The 21,004-nt window shown below is 68.8% G+C and carries 22 protein-coding genes and 1 pseudogene; 19 read left to right on the forward strand and 4 right to left on the reverse strand.

Translation table 11 applies throughout. The annotated features are described in order from the left end of the window. Positions 1–13 precede the first annotated feature (13 nt). The gene (locus BN1959_RS08010; RefSeq protein WP_053948158.1) at positions 14–442 is read left to right on the forward strand and encodes a CoA-binding protein; all 429 of its coding nucleotides are present in this window, start codon (positions 14–16) and stop codon (positions 440–442) included. 1 nt (position 443) lies between these two features. On the opposite strand, the gene BN1959_RS08015 is transcribed toward BN1959_RS08010, so the two are convergent. Continuing rightward, positions 444–1,814 carry a phosphomannomutase gene (locus tag BN1959_RS08015; protein ID WP_053948159.1) on the reverse strand — a complete coding sequence of 457 codons (1,371 nt, stop codon included), beginning with the start codon at positions 1,812–1,814 and terminating at the stop codon, positions 444–446. 92 nt (positions 1,815–1,906) lie between these two features. On the opposite strand from BN1959_RS08015, the gene BN1959_RS08020 reads away from it, so the two are divergent. From BN1959_RS08020 to BN1959_RS08080, 13 genes and pseudogenes are all read left to right on the forward strand, one after another. Then, positions 1,907–2,200, forward strand: a complete 294-nt coding sequence (locus tag BN1959_RS08020; RefSeq protein WP_053948160.1) for an acylphosphatase — start codon at positions 1,907–1,909, stop codon at positions 2,198–2,200. A 53-nt stretch (positions 2,201–2,253) separates the two neighbouring features. Then, positions 2,254–2,982 carry a fumarylacetoacetate hydrolase family protein gene (locus BN1959_RS08025; RefSeq protein WP_053948161.1) on the forward strand — a complete coding sequence of 243 codons (729 nt, stop codon included), beginning with the start codon at positions 2,254–2,256 and terminating at the stop codon, positions 2,980–2,982. After that, complete coding sequence (locus BN1959_RS08030) at positions 2,979–3,335, forward strand: antibiotic biosynthesis monooxygenase (protein ID WP_237560313.1); 357 nt, start codon at positions 2,979–2,981, stop codon at positions 3,333–3,335. Before BN1959_RS08025 ends, BN1959_RS08030 begins: the two co-directional genes overlap by 4 nt. Positions 3,336–3,425: 90 nt before the next feature. Then, positions 3,426–3,869, forward strand: a complete 444-nt coding sequence (locus BN1959_RS08035; RefSeq protein ID WP_053948162.1) for a hypothetical protein — start codon at positions 3,426–3,428, stop codon at positions 3,867–3,869. A gap of 60 nt (positions 3,870–3,929) precedes the next feature. Then, on the forward strand, positions 3,930–4,166 hold the full coding sequence (locus BN1959_RS15035; protein ID WP_053948163.1) for a hypothetical protein: 237 nt from the start codon (positions 3,930–3,932) through the stop codon (positions 4,164–4,166). A gap of 69 nt (positions 4,167–4,235) precedes the next feature. Then, positions 4,236–4,541, forward strand: a pseudogene (locus tag BN1959_RS15040) (NAD(P)-dependent oxidoreductase); the annotation flags it as partial. 48 nt (positions 4,542–4,589) lie between these two features. Next, positions 4,590–4,874 carry a DUF5798 family protein gene (locus tag BN1959_RS08050; protein WP_053948165.1) on the forward strand — a complete coding sequence of 95 codons (285 nt, stop codon included), beginning with the start codon at positions 4,590–4,592 and terminating at the stop codon, positions 4,872–4,874. 69 nt (positions 4,875–4,943) lie between these two features. After that, the gene (locus BN1959_RS08055) at positions 4,944–5,924 is read left to right on the forward strand and encodes a PLP-dependent cysteine synthase family protein (RefSeq protein ID WP_053948166.1); all 981 of its coding nucleotides are present in this window, start codon (positions 4,944–4,946) and stop codon (positions 5,922–5,924) included. A gap of 295 nt (positions 5,925–6,219) precedes the next feature. Further along, entirely contained in the window at positions 6,220–7,293 is a 1,074-nt protein-coding gene (locus BN1959_RS08060) for a BMP family lipoprotein (protein ID WP_053949351.1), read from the forward strand. Positions 7,294–7,363: 70 nt separating this feature from the next. Continuing rightward, entirely contained in the window at positions 7,364–8,923 is a 1,560-nt protein-coding gene (locus tag BN1959_RS08065) for an ABC transporter ATP-binding protein (protein ID WP_053948167.1), read from the forward strand. Beyond that, positions 8,920–10,050 (forward strand): ABC transporter permease, encoded by a 1,131-nt coding sequence (locus tag BN1959_RS08070; protein ID WP_053948168.1) that lies wholly within the window; start codon positions 8,920–8,922, stop codon positions 10,048–10,050. Before BN1959_RS08065 ends, BN1959_RS08070 begins: the two co-directional genes overlap by 4 nt. Then, entirely contained in the window at positions 10,047–11,276 is a 1,230-nt protein-coding gene (locus tag BN1959_RS08075) for an ABC transporter permease (RefSeq protein ID WP_053948169.1), read from the forward strand. Before BN1959_RS08070 ends, BN1959_RS08075 begins: the two co-directional genes overlap by 4 nt. 77 nt (positions 11,277–11,353) lie before the next feature. Continuing rightward, positions 11,354–12,721 carry a geranylgeranyl reductase family protein gene (locus tag BN1959_RS08080; protein WP_053948170.1) on the forward strand — a complete coding sequence of 456 codons (1,368 nt, stop codon included), beginning with the start codon at positions 11,354–11,356 and terminating at the stop codon, positions 12,719–12,721. Between the two features lie 125 nt (positions 12,722–12,846). Here BN1959_RS08080 and BN1959_RS08085 read toward each other — a convergent pair whose 3' ends face one another. Next, complete coding sequence (locus tag BN1959_RS08085) at positions 12,847–14,133, reverse strand: amidohydrolase (protein ID WP_053948171.1); 1,287 nt, start codon at positions 14,131–14,133, stop codon at positions 12,847–12,849. A gap of 88 nt (positions 14,134–14,221) precedes the next feature. On the opposite strand from BN1959_RS08085, the gene BN1959_RS08090 reads away from it, so the two are divergent. Next, complete coding sequence (locus tag BN1959_RS08090) at positions 14,222–15,769, forward strand: Na+/H+ antiporter NhaC family protein (protein WP_053948172.1); 1,548 nt, start codon at positions 14,222–14,224, stop codon at positions 15,767–15,769. Beyond that, entirely contained in the window at positions 15,766–16,011 is a 246-nt protein-coding gene (locus tag BN1959_RS08095; protein ID WP_053948173.1) for a DUF7513 family protein, read from the forward strand. The genes BN1959_RS08090 and BN1959_RS08095 overlap by 4 nt, the downstream gene beginning before the upstream one ends. A 44-nt stretch (positions 16,012–16,055) precedes the next feature. On the opposite strand, the gene BN1959_RS08100 is transcribed toward BN1959_RS08095, so the two are convergent. Then, a complete protein-coding gene (locus tag BN1959_RS08100) occupies positions 16,056–16,382 on the reverse strand; it encodes an uS10/mL48 family ribosomal protein (protein WP_053948174.1) in 327 nt (108 codons plus the stop codon). A gap of 117 nt (positions 16,383–16,499) precedes the next feature. Between BN1959_RS08100 and BN1959_RS08105 the strand changes: the two genes are divergently transcribed. After that, entirely contained in the window at positions 16,500–16,958 is a 459-nt protein-coding gene (locus tag BN1959_RS08105) for a bis(5'-nucleosyl)-tetraphosphatase (RefSeq protein ID WP_053948175.1), read from the forward strand. Positions 16,959–16,961: 3 nt separating this feature from the next. Continuing rightward, a complete protein-coding gene (locus BN1959_RS08110) occupies positions 16,962–17,975 on the forward strand; it encodes a DUF5787 family protein (RefSeq protein WP_053948176.1) in 1,014 nt (337 codons plus the stop codon). A 41-nt stretch (positions 17,976–18,016) separates the two neighbouring features. Here the strand turns inward: BN1959_RS08110 and BN1959_RS08115 are convergent, their stop codons facing one another. Further along, positions 18,017–19,855, reverse strand: coding sequence for an ABC transporter substrate-binding protein (locus tag BN1959_RS08115; RefSeq protein ID WP_053948177.1), 1,839 nt, complete (start codon positions 19,853–19,855; stop codon positions 18,017–18,019). Between the two features lie 103 nt (positions 19,856–19,958). On the opposite strand from BN1959_RS08115, the gene BN1959_RS08120 reads away from it, so the two are divergent. Continuing rightward, positions 19,959–21,002: an ABC transporter permease gene (locus BN1959_RS08120; protein ID WP_053948178.1), complete on the forward strand. Its 1,044-nt coding sequence runs from the start codon at positions 19,959–19,961 to the stop codon at positions 21,000–21,002. Positions 21,003–21,004: the final 2 nt, after the last annotated feature.

Genomic DNA, 21,004 nt, shown 5'->3' on the forward strand with positions numbered 1-21,004 from the left:
CCAACCGACAGCCATGTCCATCACCGACGACGACGGCCTGCGCGAACTGCTCGACGCCGACACCATCGCGATCGTCGGCTGCTCCACGACCGAAGGGAAGGCCGCCCACGACGTACCGAGCTACCTGCAGGAGCACGGCTACCGGATCGTGCCGATCAACCCCTACACCGACGAGATCCTCGGCGAGCGAGCGTACGACTCACTCGCCGACGTGGAGGAGGAGATCGATCTCGTCGACGTGTTCCGGCCCAGCGAGGAGACCCCGGGCATCGTGGAAAACGTGATCGAGCGCCACGAGAAGCGGGGCGACGCCGGGGCGGTGTGGCTCCAGTTGGGGATCGAAAGCGACGAAGCCGCGGAGCTAGCCGAAGAAGCTGGACTCGACTTCGTGCAGGACCACTGTATCAAGATCGAGCACGACCGACTGATCGCGTCGGCGTAGGCTACTCCGCCTCGGCAATCGCGTCCTCGACGACCGTCCGCGCCGCCTCAGATAGCGTCTCCACGTCCTCGCTCTCCGCGTAGATCCGGAGGTACGGCTCCGTGCCGCTCGGGCGGACGAGCACCCACGATGCGTCCGGGAGTTCGAGTCGGACGCCGTACTCGTCGTCGACCTCGGCCTCCGGGAACCGCTCCGGCAGCGTCTCCGTGAGGCGGGCCATCGCGTCGACCTTGGCGTCGTCGGCACACGGCACGCTGACCTTTCTGTACGGCCGCTCGGGGATCGGCTCACGGCGCTCCGAGAGCGGGACCTCCGCGGCGAGGCGGGCGAGCACCGCTGCCGAAGCCACGCCGTCGATCCAGCCGCCGAAGCGCGTGTGGACGTGCTTCCACGGCTCCGCGGCGAACGCGACGTCCGCCCCGTTTTCCCGCGCGTCGGCGATCCCGTCGTGGAGGTAGCCCAGCGCGACGCGCTCGACGCGGCCGCCCGCGGCGCGGACGCGCTCGTCGATGCGCGCGGAGGCGTTGGGCGTCGTCACGACCGTCGGGGCCTCGCTGTCGGCGGCGGCGACGTACTCCTCGGCGAGCATCGCGAGCACGGTATCCTCGTGGACGACCTCGCCGTCGCCGGTGAGGACGACGATCCGGTCGGCGTCGCCGTCGTGGGCGATCCCGAGATCGAACTCCCCGTCCTCTAGGAATCGGATACAGTCACCCAGCGTCTCCTCGGTGGGCTTGCTCCCGCGGCCGGGGAAGTGGCCGTCGACGTTGCCGTTGAGCGTGACGACCTCCGCGCCCAGCTCACGGAGCACGTGCGGCGTCGCGAGCGACGCCATCCCGTTGCCGCAGTCGACGACGACGCGCAGCCCGTCGAGAGCCGCGCCGAACCCCTCGGCGTACTCCACGACCGCGTCACGGTAGTCGTCGAGAATCTCGGCGGTCTCGTGGCTGCCCCAGCCGTCCCACTGGGTCGGCTCTGTGCCCTCGGCGATCCGGCCCTCGATCCGGGCCTCGGCGGCGCCGCTGTACTCGACGCCGTCCCTGAACAGTTTGATCCCGTTGTCCTCCGGGGGGTTGTGTGAGGCCGTGATCGCGACCCCGTGTTGATCTTGACTCGCGTACGCGAGCGCGGGCGTGGGCGCCTGTCCGATCTCGACCACGTCGGCGCCCGCCGAGGCCAGCCCCGAGGCCATCGCGTCGACCAGCGCCTGTCCCGTCTCACGACCGTCGCGGGCGACGACGAACTCGGCGGTGTCGCCGTCGGCCTGCTCTCGTGCGTCGGCGGCGGCTGCCTGTCCCACGCGCAGCGCCAGCGACGGCGTCACCGTCTCCCGCGCGTCCCCGCGGATACCGGCGGTTCCGAACAGTTCCATGTTCGAGCGGTCGACGCGGGGCTACTTTGCCTGCCCGGTTCCGGACGATCGCGGGCGTCGCTGTTAAGTATCGCTCCGCGGATCGTTCCCCCATGAGCGACTCCGACACCATCGTCCGTGCGCACGTCCACGTCAGCGGGAACGTACAGGGCGTCGCCTACCGGGCGAACACCGAGGAGACCGCGACGAAGCGGGGGGTGAACGGCTGGGTCCGGAACAGGGAGGACGGCCGGGTCGAGGCGGTGTTCGAGGGCGACGCACGGTCTGTCGAGTCGATGGTCGGCTGGTGCCACACGGGCAGCCCCCGGGCCGAGGTCGAGCGCGTCGAGGTGACCTACGAGGAGCCACGGGGCGAGGACGGGTTCCACGTTCGCTGGTCGGGGTAGGCGGGTCGCCGGAGCCGGAACGACTTAGCGGCACGGGACCGACCGACACGGTGATGCGACACGCACGCTTCCGAGATCCCAGCGGCGCGGCCCGAGACGGCGAGTGGCACGGCGATTCGGTCAGCTTCGCGGGCGAGACGTACGAGCTCGACGAGGTCGAACTGCTCGCGCCTAGCGAGCCGAGCAAGGTGCTCTGTGTCGGGCGCAACTACGTCGCCCACGCCGAGGAGCACGACGCCGACGTGCCCGATCGACCCCTCCTCTTCCTGAAGGGGCCGAACACCGTCGCGGGTCACGGCGACACGGTCACGCTGCCCGCAGGGAAGGAGCGCGTCGAGTGGGAGGCCGAACTCGGCGTCGTGATCGGGAAGCAAGCGAAGAACGTCGACAGCGAGGACGCGATGGAGTACGTCGCGGGCTACACCTGTGTCGACGACGTGTCCAACCGCGACGACCAGCGCAGCGAGTCCCAGTGGGTGCGCGGCAAGGCGTTCGACGGCGCGGCGCCGATCGGCCCCTGCGTGGCCGACCCCGAACACGTCCCGGAAGACGCGACGATCCGGACCCGGGTGAACGGTGAGGTACAGCAGGACGCAACGATCGACCAGATGGTGTTCGACGTGCCGACGCTGATCGAGGAGGCCACCCAGTACATGACGCTCGAACCGGGCGACGTGATCGCGACCGGGACCCCCGAGGGCGTCGGCTCGTTCGAGGACGGCGACACCGTCGAGATCGAGGTCGAGGGCGTGGGCACGCTCGAACACGACGTAGAGCGGTGAGCGAAAGCAGCGAACCGACCGTGGAGGGGGGCGGCGCGATCGTCCGCGTCTGGCACGGTTGGACCGAACCGGAGGACGCCGACGCCTACGAGCTGTTTCTCACCGACGCAGAAGAGGGGCTGCTCGCGACGATGTCGGGCGACGGGTATCTCGGCTACGACCTCCTCCGGCGGGAGGACGGCGACGAGGTCGAGTTCGTGACCCAGATCCGCTTCGCGGACTACGACGCCGTCGCCGCGTTCGCGGGGGAGGATTACGAGCAGGCACACGTCCCCGACACAGCGCGGGAACTACTGACCCGCTGGGACGACGGCGCGGTCCACTACGACCATCGGGCGAGCGAACGGGCGTGACCGGGCGCGACGGTGGTCGCAGTCGACCGCCGGCGCTCGACACCCGATCTGTTGCCCAAACGACTTGTACCACCGCTGCGCAGCACTCGTATGGCCCCCTCCACGCGCGACTTGCTGCTCGGTAATCGCTTCCAGCGAAACCTCGGCCTCCTCACTGCCGCCGCCCTGTTCGTCGGCTCGTTCGTCGCCTACGCGACCGGTATGTTCGCCGTCTCGGGCGGCATCGTGGTGATTCCGGGCGAGGCGACGCTCGTCGGCGCCGTCGCCGCCGTCCTGATCGGCTACGACCGTGGCGCGCTACTTTCGGCGTGGCTCTGCCTCTTCGGGGCCTACTTCGGTTTCAGCGCCGAGTGGGCCTTCCTCGGGCTCTCGCCCAGCCACTCACTCGCGGGACGGCTGGCGTTCCTGTTCGACCCGGCCGGACTGGCCGTGTACGCGGTCGTGTCGGTGCTCCTGGGGAGCGCAGCGTTCTGCGCAGGCTATCTCTTCGGTCTCGGTGTCGACCGGGTTCGCGGTGCTCGACCGGACGTGTAGTCGGCGACAGAACGGTGGGCGGCGTCAGCGGTTCTGATCTCAGCGGCCGTACGTCAGTCGTTGGACGGCGTCGACGCGCTGGTGACGTTCGCGTACGACGACGCCTTCCTCGACGTCGGGCTGAACTGGATCCACTCCGTCCAGTCGGGCGTGGACCGGTTCCCGTTCGGCGAACTCGACGCCGCGGGGACCAATCTCACCAACAGCACCGGGGTCCACGGCGAGGGCGTCGGCGAGACGGTCGCGGGCTGCATGCTCTCTTTCGCCCGCCGGCTCCACGAGTTCCGCAGTAAGTAGGCGCGCGAGGAGTGGGCGTGGGCCGACTGGGACGCGCCGTTCACGCTCCACCCGAGTTCTGAACTACAGGCCACGATCAGTGACACGAAGTTCGTCGCGCTGGCGGTGCCGCTGACCGACGAGACCGAAGGGCTGCTCGGCGCCGAGGAGCTGGCGGCGATGCGCGACGACGCCGTGCTCGTGAACGTCGCCCTCGACGTGTTCGAGACCGAACCGCTGCCCGAGGACTCGCCGCTGTGGGGGATGGACGACGTGATCGTGACGCCCCACAGCGCGGCCGCCCACCGCGAGTACCCCGAGCGGATGGCCGCGCTGATCCGGGAGAACCTCCGCCGGATCGACCGCGGGGAGCGACTGGCGAATCAAGTCGTCTGACCCCGAGCCACCGGAAACGACACAAACCCCCGCCCCCATCTCTCGGGTATGGTTGGACTCGGAAGCACCGCAGAGAAGCTCCAGACCGTCGCGGAGAAGGCCGAGAAGCTGTACGAACGGATGAACAAGCTCCGCGAGGAGGTCGAGGAGACACAGCAGGCCGTCGACGAGACCCAGCGACGCGTCGGCCGCGTCGAGGAGGAGCTAGCCGAGCAGCGTGCGGTTCTCGACGCGATCGCCGAGGAGCACGACGTCGGCGTCGACGCCGTCGCCGCGGAGGCCCACATCACCGAGGCCGAAGCCGACGACGAGGACGCGGCGACGGGCGACTGAGTAGCCGCAAACGACGGACGCTTTCTCGGAGATGGTAAGCTACACAAACGCCACTGCCCACGTTCGAGTATGACCACCTATCGGGAACCGCTGGACTCGGTGCTCGACACCATCGGCGAGACGCCGCTGGTGCGGGTCCACGACAGCCCGGACGCCGTCCCCGTCTACGCCAAGCTGGAGTCGTTCAATCCCGGCGCCAGCATCAAAGACCGGATCGGGAAGTACATGCTCGAAGGGATGCTGGAGCGGGGCGACGTCGACCCCGGGGGGACGATCATCGAGCCCACTGCGGGGAACACGGGGATCGGGATCGCCGTCGCCGCCGGGCAGTTGGATCTGGAGGCGGTGTTCGTCGTGCCCGAACGGTTCTCGGTGGAGAAACAGCAGCTCATGCGCGCGCTGGGCGCCGACGTGATCAACACCCCCAGCGAGGACGGGATGCCCCGCGCGATCGAGCGCGCCCACGAGCTCGCCGACGAGCTCGACAACGCCGCGGTCCCCCAGCAGTTCTCGAACCCGCTCAACGCTGAAGCCCACTACGAGACGACCGCGCCCGAGATCTACGACGCCCTCGACGGCGAAGTCGGCGCGCTCGTCGCGGGCTGTGGCACCGCGGGCACGCTGATGGGGATGGCCCGCTACGGCCGCGAACAGCAGTCGGACACCCACGTCGTCGCGGTCGAGCCCGAGGGATCGCTGTACGGCATGCTACTGGGCGAGGACCGCGAGGAGGGCGAGTACAAGACGGAGGGGATCGGCACCCACGACACCTCGACCAACGAGCTGTTCGACCCCGACCTCGTCGACGCGGTCCACGCGGTGCCGGACGAGGAGTCCCACGCCGAGGTCCAGCGGCTGGCTGCCGAGGAGGGCCACCTCGTCGCCTCCAGTGCGGGCGCGAACGCGGTCGCGGCGAAGACAGTAGCGCGACGCATCGCCGACGGCGAGATCGACGCCCCCCACGACGCGGTGGTGACGGTGTTCCCCGACTCCAGCGAGCGCTACCTCTCGAAGGGGATCTACGGCGAGTACGAGGAGTGGGAGGGCTGATCGAACGCCACCGGCAGCGGTGCGCGCGAGCCCGCGGCAGCCCTCGTGAGGACACTGACACGGCGCCGATCGCTCCATTCGTCTCGGCCGTGGTTGTCGAGTTCGTCGCGTCGACTGCGAGACCACCCACAAACGTGTGTACTTGTTTGGGCAACAGTAACGAGATTCGGGGAGAAAAGTACAGATCCATGTAACAAACTCCGGAAGAACTGTCAACGTTCGGTCGCGAACGCGCCGCGAAACGACGGGCTTAACCGCGGTTCACAGAGAGAGACGCACAACGATGCGCGACCAGATCGATCGGCGAACGTTCGTCGGGGGCGCGGCGGGCATGGCACTGACCGGACTGGCTGGCTGTCTCGGCGGGGGTGGCGGCGGTAGCGCCGAGACGAACGTCGGGATGGTGTACGCTCTGGGCGGTCTGGGCGACGAGGCGTTCAACGACATGGCGCACGCGGGTATCCAGCGCGCCGAGGAGGAGCTCGGTATCTCCTACGACAACACCGAGCCGACGGGACAGAGCGAGTTCGGGACGTTCCAGCAGCAGTTCGCGACGTCGACGGACCCCAACTACGACCTGATCGGGTGTATCGGGTTCGCCCAGCGGAGTGCGCTGCAGGAGAACGCGTCGGAGTACCCCGACCAGAACTTCATGCTGGTCGACGCCGAGCTCGACGCCGACAACGTCGCTTCCTACACGTTCCGCGAACACGAGGGCTCGTTCCAGGTCGGCCACCTCGCCGGGCTGCTGTCGACCCGGGAGTTCAGCCACGAGGGCACCTACAGCGGCACCGAGAAGACGTTCTCCACCAACCCCGACGAGAAGGTGATCGGCTTCGTCGGCGGGAAGGAGAACCCCCTGATCAAGAAGTTCGAGGCCGGCTTCATCGCCGGCGTCGAACACGTCGACTCCGAGATCGAGGTGCGCTCGGCGTACGCCGGCTCGTGGAACGATCCGGGCCGCGGGCAGGAGATCGCGGGCTCGATGTACGACGAGGGTGCCGACATCGTCTACCACGCCGCGGGCGCGACCGGCGGCGGCGTGTTCAACGCGGCGGGCGAGCACGGCCGCCTCGCGATCGGCGTGGACAGCGACCAGTCGCTGAGCAGCGACGCCAGCCACACGATCGTCGCGAGCATGGTCAAACACGTCGACACCGCAGTGTTCAACGCGGTCGACAACGTCGTCAACGACGAGTTCCAGGGCGGCTCCACCATCGCGCTCGGTCTCGACGACGAGGGTGTCGAAGCCGTCATCGGCACCGAGTACGAAGGCGAGATCCCGCAGGACGTGCTCGACGCGCTCGACAGCTCGCGTCAGGCCATTCAGGACGGCGAGATCGACGTGCCGACCGAGCCCGAAAACTGAGCTCGCGGCGACCCGTCGCTCGCCCCGGCCCCGGGGCTGAACTACCCTCTACCCCCTCGAACCAACACAGATGAGCGCGCCAGCGGTCGACCTCAGACGGATCACCAAACAGTTCCCGGGCGTCCTCGCGAACGACGAGGTCGACCTCACCGTCGAACGTGGGAGCGTCCACGCCCTCCTCGGCGAGAACGGGGCGGGCAAGACGACCCTGATGAACGTTCTCTACGGCCTCTATCAGCCCACCGACGGCACCGTCGTCGTCGACGGTGAGGAGCGGACGTTCGACTCCCCCCGGGACGCGATCGACGCCGGCATCGGCATGATTCACCAGCACTTCATGCTCGTGGAGCCGATGACCGTGACCCAGAACGTCGTGCTCGGCGACGAGCCCCGGAAGTGGGGCGGGCTCGCGGTCGATCGCGAGGCCGCCCGCGAGGCGGTCGCCGAGCTCGCCGACCGCTACGGGTTCGACGTGGACCCCGAGGCGACCGTCGGCGACCTCTCGGTAGGCGAGCGACAGCGCATCGAGATCCTGAAGGCGCTGTACCGCGGCGCCGACATCCTGATCCTCGACGAGCCCACGGCGGTGCTGACGCCACAGGAGGTAGAGGAGCTGTTCGACGTGTTCGACGAACTCACCGAGGCCGGGAAGACGATCATCTTCATCAGCCACAAGCTGCGCGAGGTGACTGCCGCCGCCGACGAGGTGACCGTCCTCCGGGACGGGAGAAACGTCGGCACCGTCGAGACCAGCGGGGTCGACGACACCGAGCTCGCGGAGATGATGGTCGGCCGCGAGGTGCTGTTCGACACGCAGAAATCGCCCGTCGAGGCGGGCTCGATCGGCCTCGCCGCGCGCGACCTGGTCGTCGAGGACGACCGCGGGGTCCGCGCCGTCGACGACGTCGATATCGAGGTCGCCGAGGGCGAGGTGTTCGGGATCGCCGGCGTCGACGGCAACGGCCAGTCCGAACTAGTCGAGGCGATTACGGGGCTGCGGACCCCCGCCGGGGGCCGGATCTATCTCGGCGACGAGGAGGTGACCGACGCCTCCCGCCGGCACCGGATCGAGTCGGGGATGGCGTACGTCCCCGAGGACCGACAGGCCCGTGGGCTGGTGATGTCGTACGATCTGACCGAGAACGGCCTGCTCGGCAGCCAGCGGGACCCGCAGTTCGCCGACGGCGGCCGTATCCGCTGGGACGACGCGGCGGCTCACGCGGAGTCGATCGTCGAGGAGTACGACGTACGGCCCGCGGACGCGGGGGCGACCGCGGAGTCGCTCTCGGGCGGGAACCAACAGAAGTTCATCGTCGGGCGGGAGTTCGCCCGCAATCCCGATGCAGTCGTCGCCTCTCACCCGACCCGCGGCGTCGACGTGGGGAGCGTGGAGTTCATCCACGACCGGCTGCTCGAACTGCGAGAGGACGGGGCGGCGGTGCTGCTCGTCTCCTCGAAGCTCGACGAGGTCCGGAGCCTCTCGGACCGGCTGGGCGTGATGCACGACGGCGAACTGGTCGCGGTCGTCGATCCCGCCGAGGTCACCGAGGAACAGTTAGGGCTGCTGATGGCCGGGGAGGAGCCCGACGACGTACCACGCGCCTCCCGGCGGAACGGGGGTGAGCAATGAACCCCGACCGCCTGCCGGACCCGATCGCGGGCGTGATGGACCGGCTGGTCGACGCCTCGGCGGGCGAGCGCCTGCTCGTCAGCGTCGCCGCACTGATCACGGCGATCCTGCTCGGCGGGGTCGTCACGCTGGTCGCGGGCGTGTTCGCGGAGTGTGCCACACCGATCGCCGGTCCGTTCTGTTACAACCCACTCGCCGTGTACCGCTACCTGTTCCTTGCGCCGCTTTTCGACTCGTTCGTGCTGCAGGAGACGCTGAAGAACTCCGCGCTGCTTTTGTTCACGGGACTGGCCGTGGCCGTCTCGTTCCGTGCGGGGCTGTTCAACATCGGGACGCAGGGCCAGCTCGTGCTCGGCGCGCTCGCGGCCGCGCTCGCGGCGGTCTGGATCGGGCCGGCCGCGCCCTCGGGCCCCGTCGGCGGCGCGCTGATCGCGGTCGTCGCGATGGTCGCCGGCGCGGTCGTCGGCGGGCTCTACGCCGCGATCCCGGGCGCACTGAAGGCGTACGCCGACGCGAACGAGGTGATCACCACGATCATGCTCAACTTCGTCGCGAGCGACGTGGCCTTCTTCCTCGTCTCGGCGTACTTCCAGAAGCCCGGTAGCGGGAGCGTCGAGACGCGTGACGTGCCCGCGGCCGCGCGGTTCGGCCCGGAGCTGGCACTGGTGATGGCGATCGGCCTGACGCTGCTGATCACCTACCTGCTCTGGGGGACCGCGTTCGGCTACGACTTGCGGACCGCCGGCATCCAGCCCGACGCCGCGGACTACGCGGGCGTCGACGCCAAGCGCATGGTCGTTACGAGCATGACGCTCTCGGGAATGATCGGCGGCCTCGGCGGCGCGGTGTGGGTGCTGATGTCCGTCGGGCGCTGGGTCAACGGCGTCCCGTCGCTCGGCTTCGACGGGATCACGGTGTCGGTGCTCGCGAGCAACAACCCACTCGGCGTGCTGTTCGCCGGGCCGCTGTTCGGCTCGATGCAGGCGGGGAGCCTCTCGATCGACTTCCAACTGGGCGTGCCCAGACAGCTCGTCGGCGTCATTCGGGGGCTAGTGATCCTCCTGGTTGCCATGCCCGAGTTCTTCCGAACGCTCGGCGTGCGCTGGGGAATGGGGGGTGGCCGATGAAGGCGATCAAGCGCCTCGCGCTGCTCGCGGTCAGCACGCTCGCCGTGGGCGTGGTCGTGCTAGTCGGGCAGCTATTCCCGAATACGCCGGCGGGCGAGCTCGCGAACGTGCTCGACGCCGGCTACGCCGCCTCTGCGCTCCGACTCGCGGTTCCGATCGCGTTCGCCGCGCTGGGCGGGATCTTCGCCGAGCGCAGCGGCGTGATCAACATCGGGCTCGAAGGGCTGCTCATCGTCGGCGCGTTCACCGGCGTCGCGGTCGCCCACTGGACGATCGGCGAGGGCGGCGTGAGCCTCGGGCCGGGGGTCGTGCTCCTGCTCGTGATCGCGGCACTGCTCGCGGTCGCCGGCGCGCTCCTGGGGCTGCTCGGCGACTCCCTCCGGGAGATCGCGATCCGCGGCGGCGGCGGCGTGCTCGCGGTCGCGGTGCTCGCCGGGCTCACGGTCCTGCTCGCGGGGCCGACGCTCGCGGCGACGTGGATCGCGTTCTACGTCGCGGTGCTCGTCAGCGGGGCGTTCTCGTTGCTGTTCGCGGTCGTCACGATCGAGTACCGCGCGGATCAGGTGATCGCGGGACTCGCGGTCTGGCTGATCGCGCTCGGGGCGGCCCCCTTCGCCAGCAACGTCATCTGGGGCAGCGTGAACTCGCCGGGCGTGGACACGCTCGGCACGTGGACGGTGCCGCTGCTCTCACAGCTCCCGGCGGTCGGCTCGGTGCTGTTCGACGCCGAGCCCGTCGTCTACTTCCTGCTGGTCGCGACGCCGCTGTCGTGGTACGTCCTGACCCAGACCTCCTTCGGCTACTGGGTCCGTGCGAGCGGCGAGAACCCCAAGGCGCTCGACACGGCGGGGGTCGACGTCCGGCGCGTGCGCTACGCCGCCGTGTTGATCTCCGGCGTGTTCTCGGGGATCGGCGGCGCCGGCCTCTCGCTCGGTCGTGTGGGGAACTTCGTCGGGAGCGGGACGACGATGGTCGACGGCCGAGGGTGGATCGGCATCACCGCGATGCTCTTTGGCAACTACAACCCCTTCGGCGCGTTCGGCGCCTCGCTGCTGTTCGCGGCACTCGACGCGCTCCAGTTCCGGCTCCAGCAGCTGAACTACGCGATCCCCGACTCGCTGATCCAGACGGTCCCCTACGTTACGGTGATCGTCGTGCTCGCGCTGGTCGGACGGACCAGAACGCCCGACGCGGCCGGCGAACACTACGACAGCGACGAGGACTGATCGCCGGCGCCCCCTCTCTCGGCGGGGGCCGGGCTCGTGATAAAGAGTTTTGCACCCGCCCACCCGAGGGTTGGCAAATGAGTACCCACGAGTACGACATCGTCGTCGTCGGTTCCGGCACCTCAGGCTGTTACGCGGCGGCGACGGCCGCTCGCGAGGGGCTCGACGTCGCGGTCGTCGAGCGCAAGGACGAGCAAGAGGCCGGCCACATCGCCTGTGGCGACGCCCTGAAGGGCGCCGACTCCTTCCCCGACTCGATCCCGAAGTCGAAGATCGAATCCTCGTTCACCAACACCGGCGTCGACCACGGGCGCTTCGAGATCCCCTCGGAGGACACCGTGCTCGACATCCCGGTGCCCGGCGAGCTGGCGGTCATCGACCGCTGGGAGTTCGGCCGGAAGCTCATCGAGGCCACCACGGACGCCGGCGCGGAGTTCCACTACGACACCGTCGTTACGGACGTGCTCCAGACCGATTCGGGACGCGTGACCGGCGTTCGCGGCAAGCGCAAAGGGGAGGTCGAGACGTTCCACGCCGACGTGACAGTCGACGCCGCCGGCGCGCTCTCGGTGCTGCAGGACGAGGCCGACTTCTCCAACGCCACGTTCGACACCAACGTCTCGTACTCGCAGTTCTGCTCGGCCTACCGCGAGATCGTCGAGGTACCCGAGCCCGTCGACTGGGACGACGCGCTTGTGTTCAAGCCGACCGACCGCGCCTCGGGCTACCTCTGGTACTTCCCGCGCACGCCGACCGAGATCAACGTCGGCCTCGGGTTCCAGATGTCGGAGGAGCCGATGAAGCTGGTCCAAGACCTCCGGAACGACCTCCAGAACCGCCCCGAGTTCAAGGGCGCGGAGGTCGTCGACAAGCTCGGCGCCTCGCTCCCGACCCGGCGCCCGTACGACTCCGCGACCGCCCCCGGCCTGGTCGCGGTCGGTGACGCCGCCGGTCTCGTCAACCCCACCACCGGCGGCGGGATCGCGGGCGCGGCCTACTCGGGGCAGTACGCCGCCGAGGAGGCGATGTCCGCGATCGCCGGCGGCCGGGCCGACGAGGAGCTCTGGCGCTACAACGAGCGGGTCATGGACCACTTCGGCGCCCGCTACGCCGCGCTCGACGTGTACAACGTGCTCTCGACGGCGATCGACGTGGACGAACTCACCTCACTGCTCGCCTCGCTGCCCGGCGAGCCGATCGCGGAGGCGCTCTACTCCGGGAAGGCCTCGATCGGCCCCTGGACCGCGTTCCAGACGCTCCGCGGCGCGGTCGGTCACCTCGACCAGCTCTGGGAGATCTACCAGGTCCGCAACCTCGCGGAGGAGCTGCTCGACCACTACGAGTCCTACCCCGACCGCCCGTCGGCGCTGCCGCGCTGGCAGGACCAGCGCGACTCGATCATGGAGCGCGTCTACGAGCGGACCGGCGCCGATCCGAAGTACTAACCCGACCTTTTGCTGCGGTCGGCGCCTTCGGCGCCTCCCTGGCAAAAGCTCGGCCAAAAGCCTCCTCACTCCCTACGGTCGTTCGTGGAAACTCTACTCTGGCTGCTAGCGGCAACCCAACCCAGTCAGTCCTGCTCCTGACCGAACGCCTCGATCGCCCCCGCGAGCGTCTCGATGCCGATTCGGAGCGACTCTTCGTCGACGTCGAACGTCGACGTGTGGTGACCGCCGGGGTGATCGGTACCGAGGCCGACGTAGCAGGCCCGCCCGCCCTGTTCCTCGACGCGGTTCATCAGATACGTCGCGTCCTCGCTGCCGCCGAGCTCGTCGTGCCCCATGATCGAGTCCACGCCCGCGACACCCTCGGCGACGTCGGCGACGATCGACGCGAGTTCCTCGTCGCTCTCCGCCGAGGGCGCCCGGGAGTTCAGCGTGCGCTCGACCTCGACGTCGTGGGTCGTCGCAGCGCCGTCGAGCACGCGGCCGGTCTTCTCCCACATGTACTCCATCAGCTCCGTGGTCTGTCCGCGGACCTCACACTCCATCCGCGCGTGCTCGGCGACGATGTTGGAGGCGGTGCCGCCCTCCACGACGCCGGCGTTGACTCGGGTCGGCCCGTCGGCGTGGCGCGGCACGGCGTACATGTTGCTGATCGCCTCGGCCATCGCCTGAATCGCGTTGTCGCCCTGCTCCGGGTGGGCGCCCGCGTGGGCCGAGGAGCCCGTGAACTCGGCTCCGAAGCCGGAGACGGCGAGGAAGCCGCCGACGCCGGCGACGATCTCGCCGGTCGGGTGGTCAAGTCCGATGTGGACCGCGTACAGCGCGTCCACGTCGTCGAGGTGGCCCGAGCGGGACATCGGCCCGCCGCCGGCGACGCGCTCCTCGGCGGGCTGGAAGAACACCTTCAGCGTGCCAGAAAAGTCGCTGTGGCGCACCGCGTCGAGCACGCCCAGCCCGAGGGTCGCGTGGGCGTCGTGGCCACAAGCGTGCATGTACCCCTCGTTCTCGGAGCGGAACCCCTCGGCGGCGGGGGCGTGCTCCTCGTCGTCGTCGGACTCCGTGATCGGCAGCCCGTCGATGTCGACCCGGAGGCCGACTGTCGGTCCCTCACCCTGCTCGATCACGGCGACAGCGCCCGTGTTCCCGCCGTCGAGCCGTGCGAGTAGGTCGGGATCCGCGCCGGCCTCGACGGCGCGGTCCTTCCACTCGGCGCGCGTGGCCTGATCGGGGAGGGACATCCGCGGCTCGTCGCTCTCCTCCAGCGCGTCCGGCCCGACGTGGAGTTCGTCCACGTCACGGGCCCGGAGTTCCTCGAGGATGCGGGCGGTGGTGTAGAACTCACACCACGCGGGCTCGGGGTGGCGGTGGAGCTCCCGGCGGAACGAGGTCAGGTCGTCGGCGTCTACGTGCACGGCCGACCGGTCGGCCCGCGAGTGCTTAAACCCCGGCCGGCCGTCCGAGCCACGGCCTTTATTACCTCGCCTCGCGCCACCTCCGTTCGTGCAGAACGAAACATCGACCGAACCGGGTGAAGAGACGTCGCTCAGGTTCCGCGGTGGGCCGGCCGTCAGCGCCGTTCCGATCGCGGTGTTCGTCGTCTGGGCCGTGTTCCAGTCCGGCGTGCTGGGAATCGGCGACACCTCGGGCCTCGTCGTCGGGATGCTCGTCGGCCTGATCGCCGGACTCCCGTTCGTCCGTGGGGACTGGAAGGCGTACGCCGACGCCATCTTCGAGGGAATGACACAGGAGGTGGCGGCGACCGCGGCCGTCGCGTGGCTCTGGGCGGGGATGTTCGCGAACACGATCCAGGCCGGCGGCTTCGTAGACGGGCTCGTCTGGCTGGCGGGCGCCGCCGAGGTCGGCGCCGCGCTGTTCCCGGCCGTAACCTTCCTGCTCGCGGCGGTGCTGGCGACCGGGATCGGCACTGGCTACGGGACGACGATCGCGTTCGTGACGCTGGTGTTCCCGGCGGGCCTGCTGCTGGGGACGAACCCGATCCTCCTGTTCGGGGCGATCCTCTCGGGGGCGGTGTTCGGCGACAACCTCGCGCCCGTCTCGGACACGACGATCGTGAGCGCGGTGACACAGGACGCCGACATCGGCGGCGTCGTCGCCTCCCGCGTGAAGTACGCCGTCGTCGCCGCGGTGCCGGCGCTTGCGGCCTACCTGATCGCTGGCGCGACCATGTCGACCAGCGACCCCGCGGCCAACGCGGGCGTCGAGGCGGGGGCCGCGTGGGGGCTGCTCCACCTGATTCCGGTCGCGATCGTCATCGCGACCGCCGTCACCGGGCGACACATCGTCGAAGCGGTCTCGTGGGGGCTCGCAAGCGCGTTCGTGCTGAACGTCCTACTGGGGGCGTTCGACCTCGTGGACGTGGGCGTCAGCGACGTGCTCGTGTTCTCGGCACCCGAGAGCTCCGGGGTGGCACAGTCGCTCGACGCGGCGCCGCTGATCGGCACAGTCGTCGAGACCGTACCCGCCGCTGAGGCGGGCGTCGGCGGGAGCCTCTACACCGGCGCGGTGGGCTTCTTCCCGCTGATCGTGCTGACACTGCTGATCGTCGCCGGCGCACAGATCATGCGCGCCGGCGGCGGGTTCGAGGCGCTCCAGACGTGGCTGCTGGAGACCGTCGCGACCTCCGTGCGCCGCGCCGAGGTGACGATGGTGCTCGGCACCGCGGCCGTCAACGCGATGGTGACGATCAACACCGCCGCCGAGATCGCGGTCGCGCCGTACATCCGCACGCTGGGCCGGCGGTTCAACATCAACGGCTACCGACGGGCGAACATCCTCGACGCCAACACCTCGGCACTGGGCTATATCTTCCCGTGGGGCGGCGGCGTGCTCGCGGGCTACTCCGCGATGCAGACCCTGCCCGGCGAGTACGAGTGGTTCACCGCCGAGATGGTGGTCAACCCCGCCGCGGTGTTCCCGTACGTGTTCCACGGCTGGTTCCTCGTGACGGTGTTCCTGCTCGCGGCCCTGACCGGCTTCGGGCTGGAGTACGTCAGCGACCGCGAGAGCGAGGAGGTGAGTCGCGTATGAGCCGACTCGACGCGTTCCTCGCGGGCATGGAGTTCCGGACGGCGACGCCGACGTACAGCCCCGGCGACGAGCTGACCGCCATCATCACCAGTCGTGACGGCGACGACGCGGTGATCCGGATCGGCGACACCGTGCTCCGGCTGCCCGGTGCCGCCGACGACGTGACCGTCGACGAGGAGACGCGGATCCGCGTCACCGCCTTCGACGAGGAGAACGCGACGGGCGAAGCGGAACTGCGCTGAGCGGCCACTCGCGGCTCTTTCTTTCGGCAGGAAGAAACAGAGAATCAGCGGTAGGCTTGACTCGCGCGGCGCTCCACGTCGACCTCGACGCGGATGGAGTCGGGAAGGTCGGTCGCGACGACTTCGCGGGCGATGTGGTCGGAGCCGTGGATCTCCAGCCAGCGAGTGTACACCGTGTAGTTCCACGGGTCGATCTGCTCGCCCGGCTGGCACCGGCAGTACAGCGGGACCGCGTGGTGTTCGGGCTGTTCCTGGTGAGGGCCCTTGCACTCTGCGCCCTTGCGCTCGACGCGCTGTTTGAGCCCGTCGACCGTGTCGTCTAGTACGTCCCGGTCCCCGCTCCGGAACGTAAGCGTCGTTACGAAGGTCATACTCGGTGGTTGGGTTCGAGCGTGAAAAGCGCATCTACCGGCTCCCGCGCCGGGAGCGTGCGCGGGGATTTCGGCCCACCGAAGCCAATTTAAGAGCACGACGCTTACCCGAACGCAATGACGGTCGAAGCGACGTCTGCCGGAGCCATCCTCTTCCGCGACACCCGCGGCGAACGGGAGTATCTCCTCCTGAAGAGCCGACCGGGGGACTGGGAGTTCCCCAAGGGCGGGGTCGAGGGGGAAGAGGAGCTCCAGCAGACCGCGATCCGCGAAGTGACGGAGGAAGCCGGTATCGAGGACTTCAGACTCATCGACGGCTTCCGCAAGGAGTACGACTACGTGTTCGAGGCCGACGGGAACACGATCCACAAGACGGTCCACCTGTTCATCGCCCGGTCGTTCGAGGCCAGCGCGGAGCTCTCCGCCGAGCACCGCGACATGCAGTGGCGCGACTACGACCAGGCGCTCAACACGATCACGCAGGACGGCCCCCGCGAGATCCTCGAGGACGCCCACGACTACCTCGACGAGGTCAAGGAGGCCGAGGGCGAGGGGTACGTCGGCACGCCGGCGTAAGCGGTGCCGACCCCCGCCACCGACTCGGAGTTCTCCTTCGAACTTCTGGTCTGTCGCTGGGCGGAGCTGGGCTGGCCGCCCGGCGACGACGCCGCGGGGAGTGACGACGCCGCGCCCGTGCTCGTCTCGCGCCAACTCGGGACGAAGAAGCGCCGCTGGGACACGATCGTGATCGAGTGCGACCCCGAGGGGCTCGCCGCGCGCCGCGAGTTCGGCGACCGGACCATCGACGGCGACCTCCTGCCGGTGGTCCGCCACGCGCCCGCCGAGTGGGAATACTACCGCGACGCGCTCCCGGACCCGGGCTACCCGTGGCGCTACGTCCGGGAGGCGATCCACCGCGCCGCCGCCCGCGGGCTGGTCGAGAAGCGAAAGAACGGCAACCGGATCGAGATCCGGCGGAAACGGCCCTACCCCGACTGGGTGTCCCGGATCATCGCGATCGAGAACAAGCCGGACCTCGACGCGAGCGCCGCCGCCGCGCTGTCGGACCAGCTCGAACACGACGTGGACACCGCGCTGGCCGACGAGGTGTGGCTCGCGACCGGGCGGACGGGCGAGCGGGTGGAGCCGGCGCTGCTGCGGCAGTTCCCCGTGGAGGCGGGCGTGCTCACGTTCGACTTCTCGGCCGGCACATCCGCGGACGCGGCGGCGGTGGACTGGCTCCCGTCGGCGCTGGACCCCACGGCTGGCGGGGAGCGGTTCGATTCCGCGGAGAAAGCGCGGCGCCGACGGCTGATCGCCGAGCGTGCCTACGGTAAGGGGTGGCGGTCGTTCACCGAGACGACCCGGCCAGACTGTCGGTGGTTCGAGCTGGCCCGAAGCGGTCGGGGGACGGTACCGACCTGTGCCGCGAAGGATCGCTGTCAGAGCGAGGCCGAGTGTGGGCGCCGCTGTGGCTCGTTCGAGCCGGAGCCGCCACAGTGGCGGACGAACGGCTGGCCGATCGACGGCGGCCCCGGGCAGGGCGTACGGGAGCTGCTGGAGCGACGGCGCGAGCGCGTCCGGGAGCGGTAGCGCCCGCCTGAGGATGTCCGAAGAAAGCGGTCGTGGAGAGCCTACCGGTTCAGGCTCGTGCTGTCGTGTTTCTGCTTGTACGACCCACCGCTACCGAACGGATCGACGTCGACGTGGTCGTAGTGGAACCGCTGCTCGATCTCGTGGAAGACGGGGAGGTTCGCCACGTCCTCCCAGTTGGCCTCCTCCATCGTGATCGCTGCCTCGTTCCGGATCTGTGTCTCCTCGTCGTTGGCGAGCGGGTTGTCCACGATGCGTTGCCACGCGTCGATCGCGTTCTGGGCCGCTTCGGTGTCGTTCGGCCAGTCGACGAACATCTCGGCTGCCCCCTCGGTGGGATCAGAGCGGGCCGGGTCGAGATGTTTGACGAACGCGTCTGGCGCCGCCCACGGCACGATCCACGCCAGCGTGAACGCCTCGACGTTGAGGGCGCGCACCCGTTCGAGCAGCGTCGAGAACGGCGCCTGCTCGATCTGCATGTCGATGTGGGCGTTGGTCAGCTTGTCGCGGAGCGTGTTCGCCACGCTCAGCCACGTGCTCGACTGGTACTGGAGCCACTCAAGCTCGTAGCGGTTGTTCGGGCCGTAGCCGGCGTCCTCCATCACCTGCCTCGCGCTCTCGAGGTCGGTCTGGTTGTAGCCGTAGGGGTAGCTCTCCTCGGCGTGTTGGTTGTACGCCTCGGAGCCACCGGGGTAGACGGTGGGCGACATCGTGTGGTACGCCGGCGCTGCACGGTCCTTGAACACCTGCTGGGCGATCGTCTCTTGGTTCATCGCGTACGCCATCGCCTGCCGGACCGCCTTCGGAACCTCCGGCATGTTGAAGCCGACGTAGTTGTAGTTGAGCGTCGGCACGCCCACCGCGTTGAGCGACTCGCCGTTGCGTGCCTCGTACGTGCCGCGCTGTCGCCCTTTCTCGTCCGTGCGGTCGACGGTGTAGTTGTCGGAGTTGAACTGGGAGGTCGGGATGGCGAACATGTCCGCGTTCTCGTTCATCGCGTAGTTGAACCGCGCCGAGGGATCCGCGATGATCTGCCAGTGGATGCCGTCGACCTCCGGCCCGCTCCCGTGGTAGTCGTCGTACGCCGAGACGACCGCCTCGGTCCCGGACTGCCAGCTCTCGAACTCGAACGGCCCGGCGCCGATCGGGTTGTCCGACGCGAACGTGCCCTGGTCCATCTCGCCGTCGTACCCCTCGATGTCGCCGACGATCCCCTCCGGGTAGATCGCGAACTGATTGTTGGCCATGACCTGCGTGGCCGAGGCAAACGGCGCCGCCAGCGTGCACTCGAACGTGTAGTCGTCGACGGCCTCCATCTCCATCGTTCCCGGCACGTACGAGCCGTCCTCGGTCTCCTCGTGGGCGACGTTTACCGCGCTCAGGATGTCCGCCGGCGCCTGCGAGTTCGGCGACGCCGCGAGCCGTTCCCACGCGAAGACGACGTCCTGTGCCGTCACCTCGTCACCGTTGTGGTAGGTGACGCCTTCCTTGAGTTCGAACGTGTAGGTGAGGAAGTCGTCACTGACCGAGTAATCCGTGGCCAGGCGTGATTCGACGGGGATCCCCCCGTCAACCCAGTTCATCAGCCCGTCGAAGATCTGGGTCGTGACCTCCGAGGAGGCGGTATCAGAGGCCTGCACGGGGTCGAGCGAGCTCATCGTCGCGTTGATGAGCTGGAGCTCGTTGCTCCCGCCGCTGCCGCCACCGTCGGTGCCGGTGTCGGTATCGGTGTCGTCCATGCCGCCACCCGCGCTCGTGGTGTTGGTGCCCTCCGTCGGTTCGTCGCCGCCAGTACAGCCCGCCAGCGCCGCGCCGGTCGCGACGGTGCCGGTTGTTTTCAGGAAGGTACGCCGTGAGGCGCCCCTGTCATCGTGTCCCATGGAAGGACGGTAGGAACTTACGCTGATAAACGGTTTCCAACGGGCAAGTCTATACACTATTGGAAACTCTTATCCCTGCCAAGTAGTACCATACCTCACATCGATGGCCAAATGGAACTACTTCCTCCGTCGGCTCCTCCTCTCGATACCCGTCCTCGTTCTGGGCACGACGGTGGCGTTCTTGATCATCCGGGTCGGCCCGATCGACCCGGCCGCGGCGATCCTCGGGCCGAGCGGCGACCCCACCGAGTACGAGCAGATCCGGGAGTCGCTGGGGCTGAACGACCCGCTGTGGGACCAGTACATCGACTACATGTGGAACCTCTTCACGTTCAATCTCGGCCAGTCGTGGGTGATCAGCCCGGGCGACGGCGCCTACGAGCTGATCGCGTCGTACGCCCCCCGGACGCTGTGGCTCGGCTTCTGGTCGATCCTGATCCCGCTGTTCATCGGGATCCCGCTGGGGTTCTACGCGGGGCTGAACCCGAACACACTGAGCGACTACTTCGCGTCGTTCGGCGGGATCGTCTGGCGCGCGATGCCGAACTTCTGGCTCGCGATCATCCTCGTCTCGGTGCTCTCCCAGTCCCAAGAGCTGCTCGGGTTCGAGTGGGCGACGTTCCTCGTCGAGACGAACATCGTGACGCCGCCGCCGCTCGACTTCCTCGGCGACCCGCTCAGCCTGCTCACGGCACCCGGGGAGACCTGGCCGACGGTCCTCGCGGCGACCAAGCAGATCCTCCCGGCCGCGCTGGTGCTGGGCTCGGCGTCGATGGGGAACGAGATGCGTATCGGCCGTACCGCGGTGCTGGAGACGGTGAACTCGAACTACGTCGAGACCGCGCGGGCGAAGGGGATGAGCCGGCGCAACATCGTCTGGAAACACATCTTCCGAAACGCGATGATCCCGCTGGTGCCGGTGATCACCGGCGAGGCGTTCCTGCTGATCGGCGGCTCAGTGCTAGTCGAGGTCGTGTTCGCGATCAACGGGATCGGCTACCTGTTCTTCCAGTCGGCGATCCAGGGCGACCTGCCGCTGGTCTCCTCGCTGCTGTTCGTGTTCATCCTGACGCTGGTCGTGCTCAACATCATCCAGGACCTGCTGTACACGGTGCTGGACCCGCGTGTCGGCTACGAGGACCGCTGAAA

It is taken from the genome of Halolamina sediminis, from assembly GCF_001282785.1.
Classification (GTDB): Archaea; Halobacteriota; Halobacteria; order Halobacteriales; family Haloferacaceae; genus Halolamina; species Halolamina sediminis.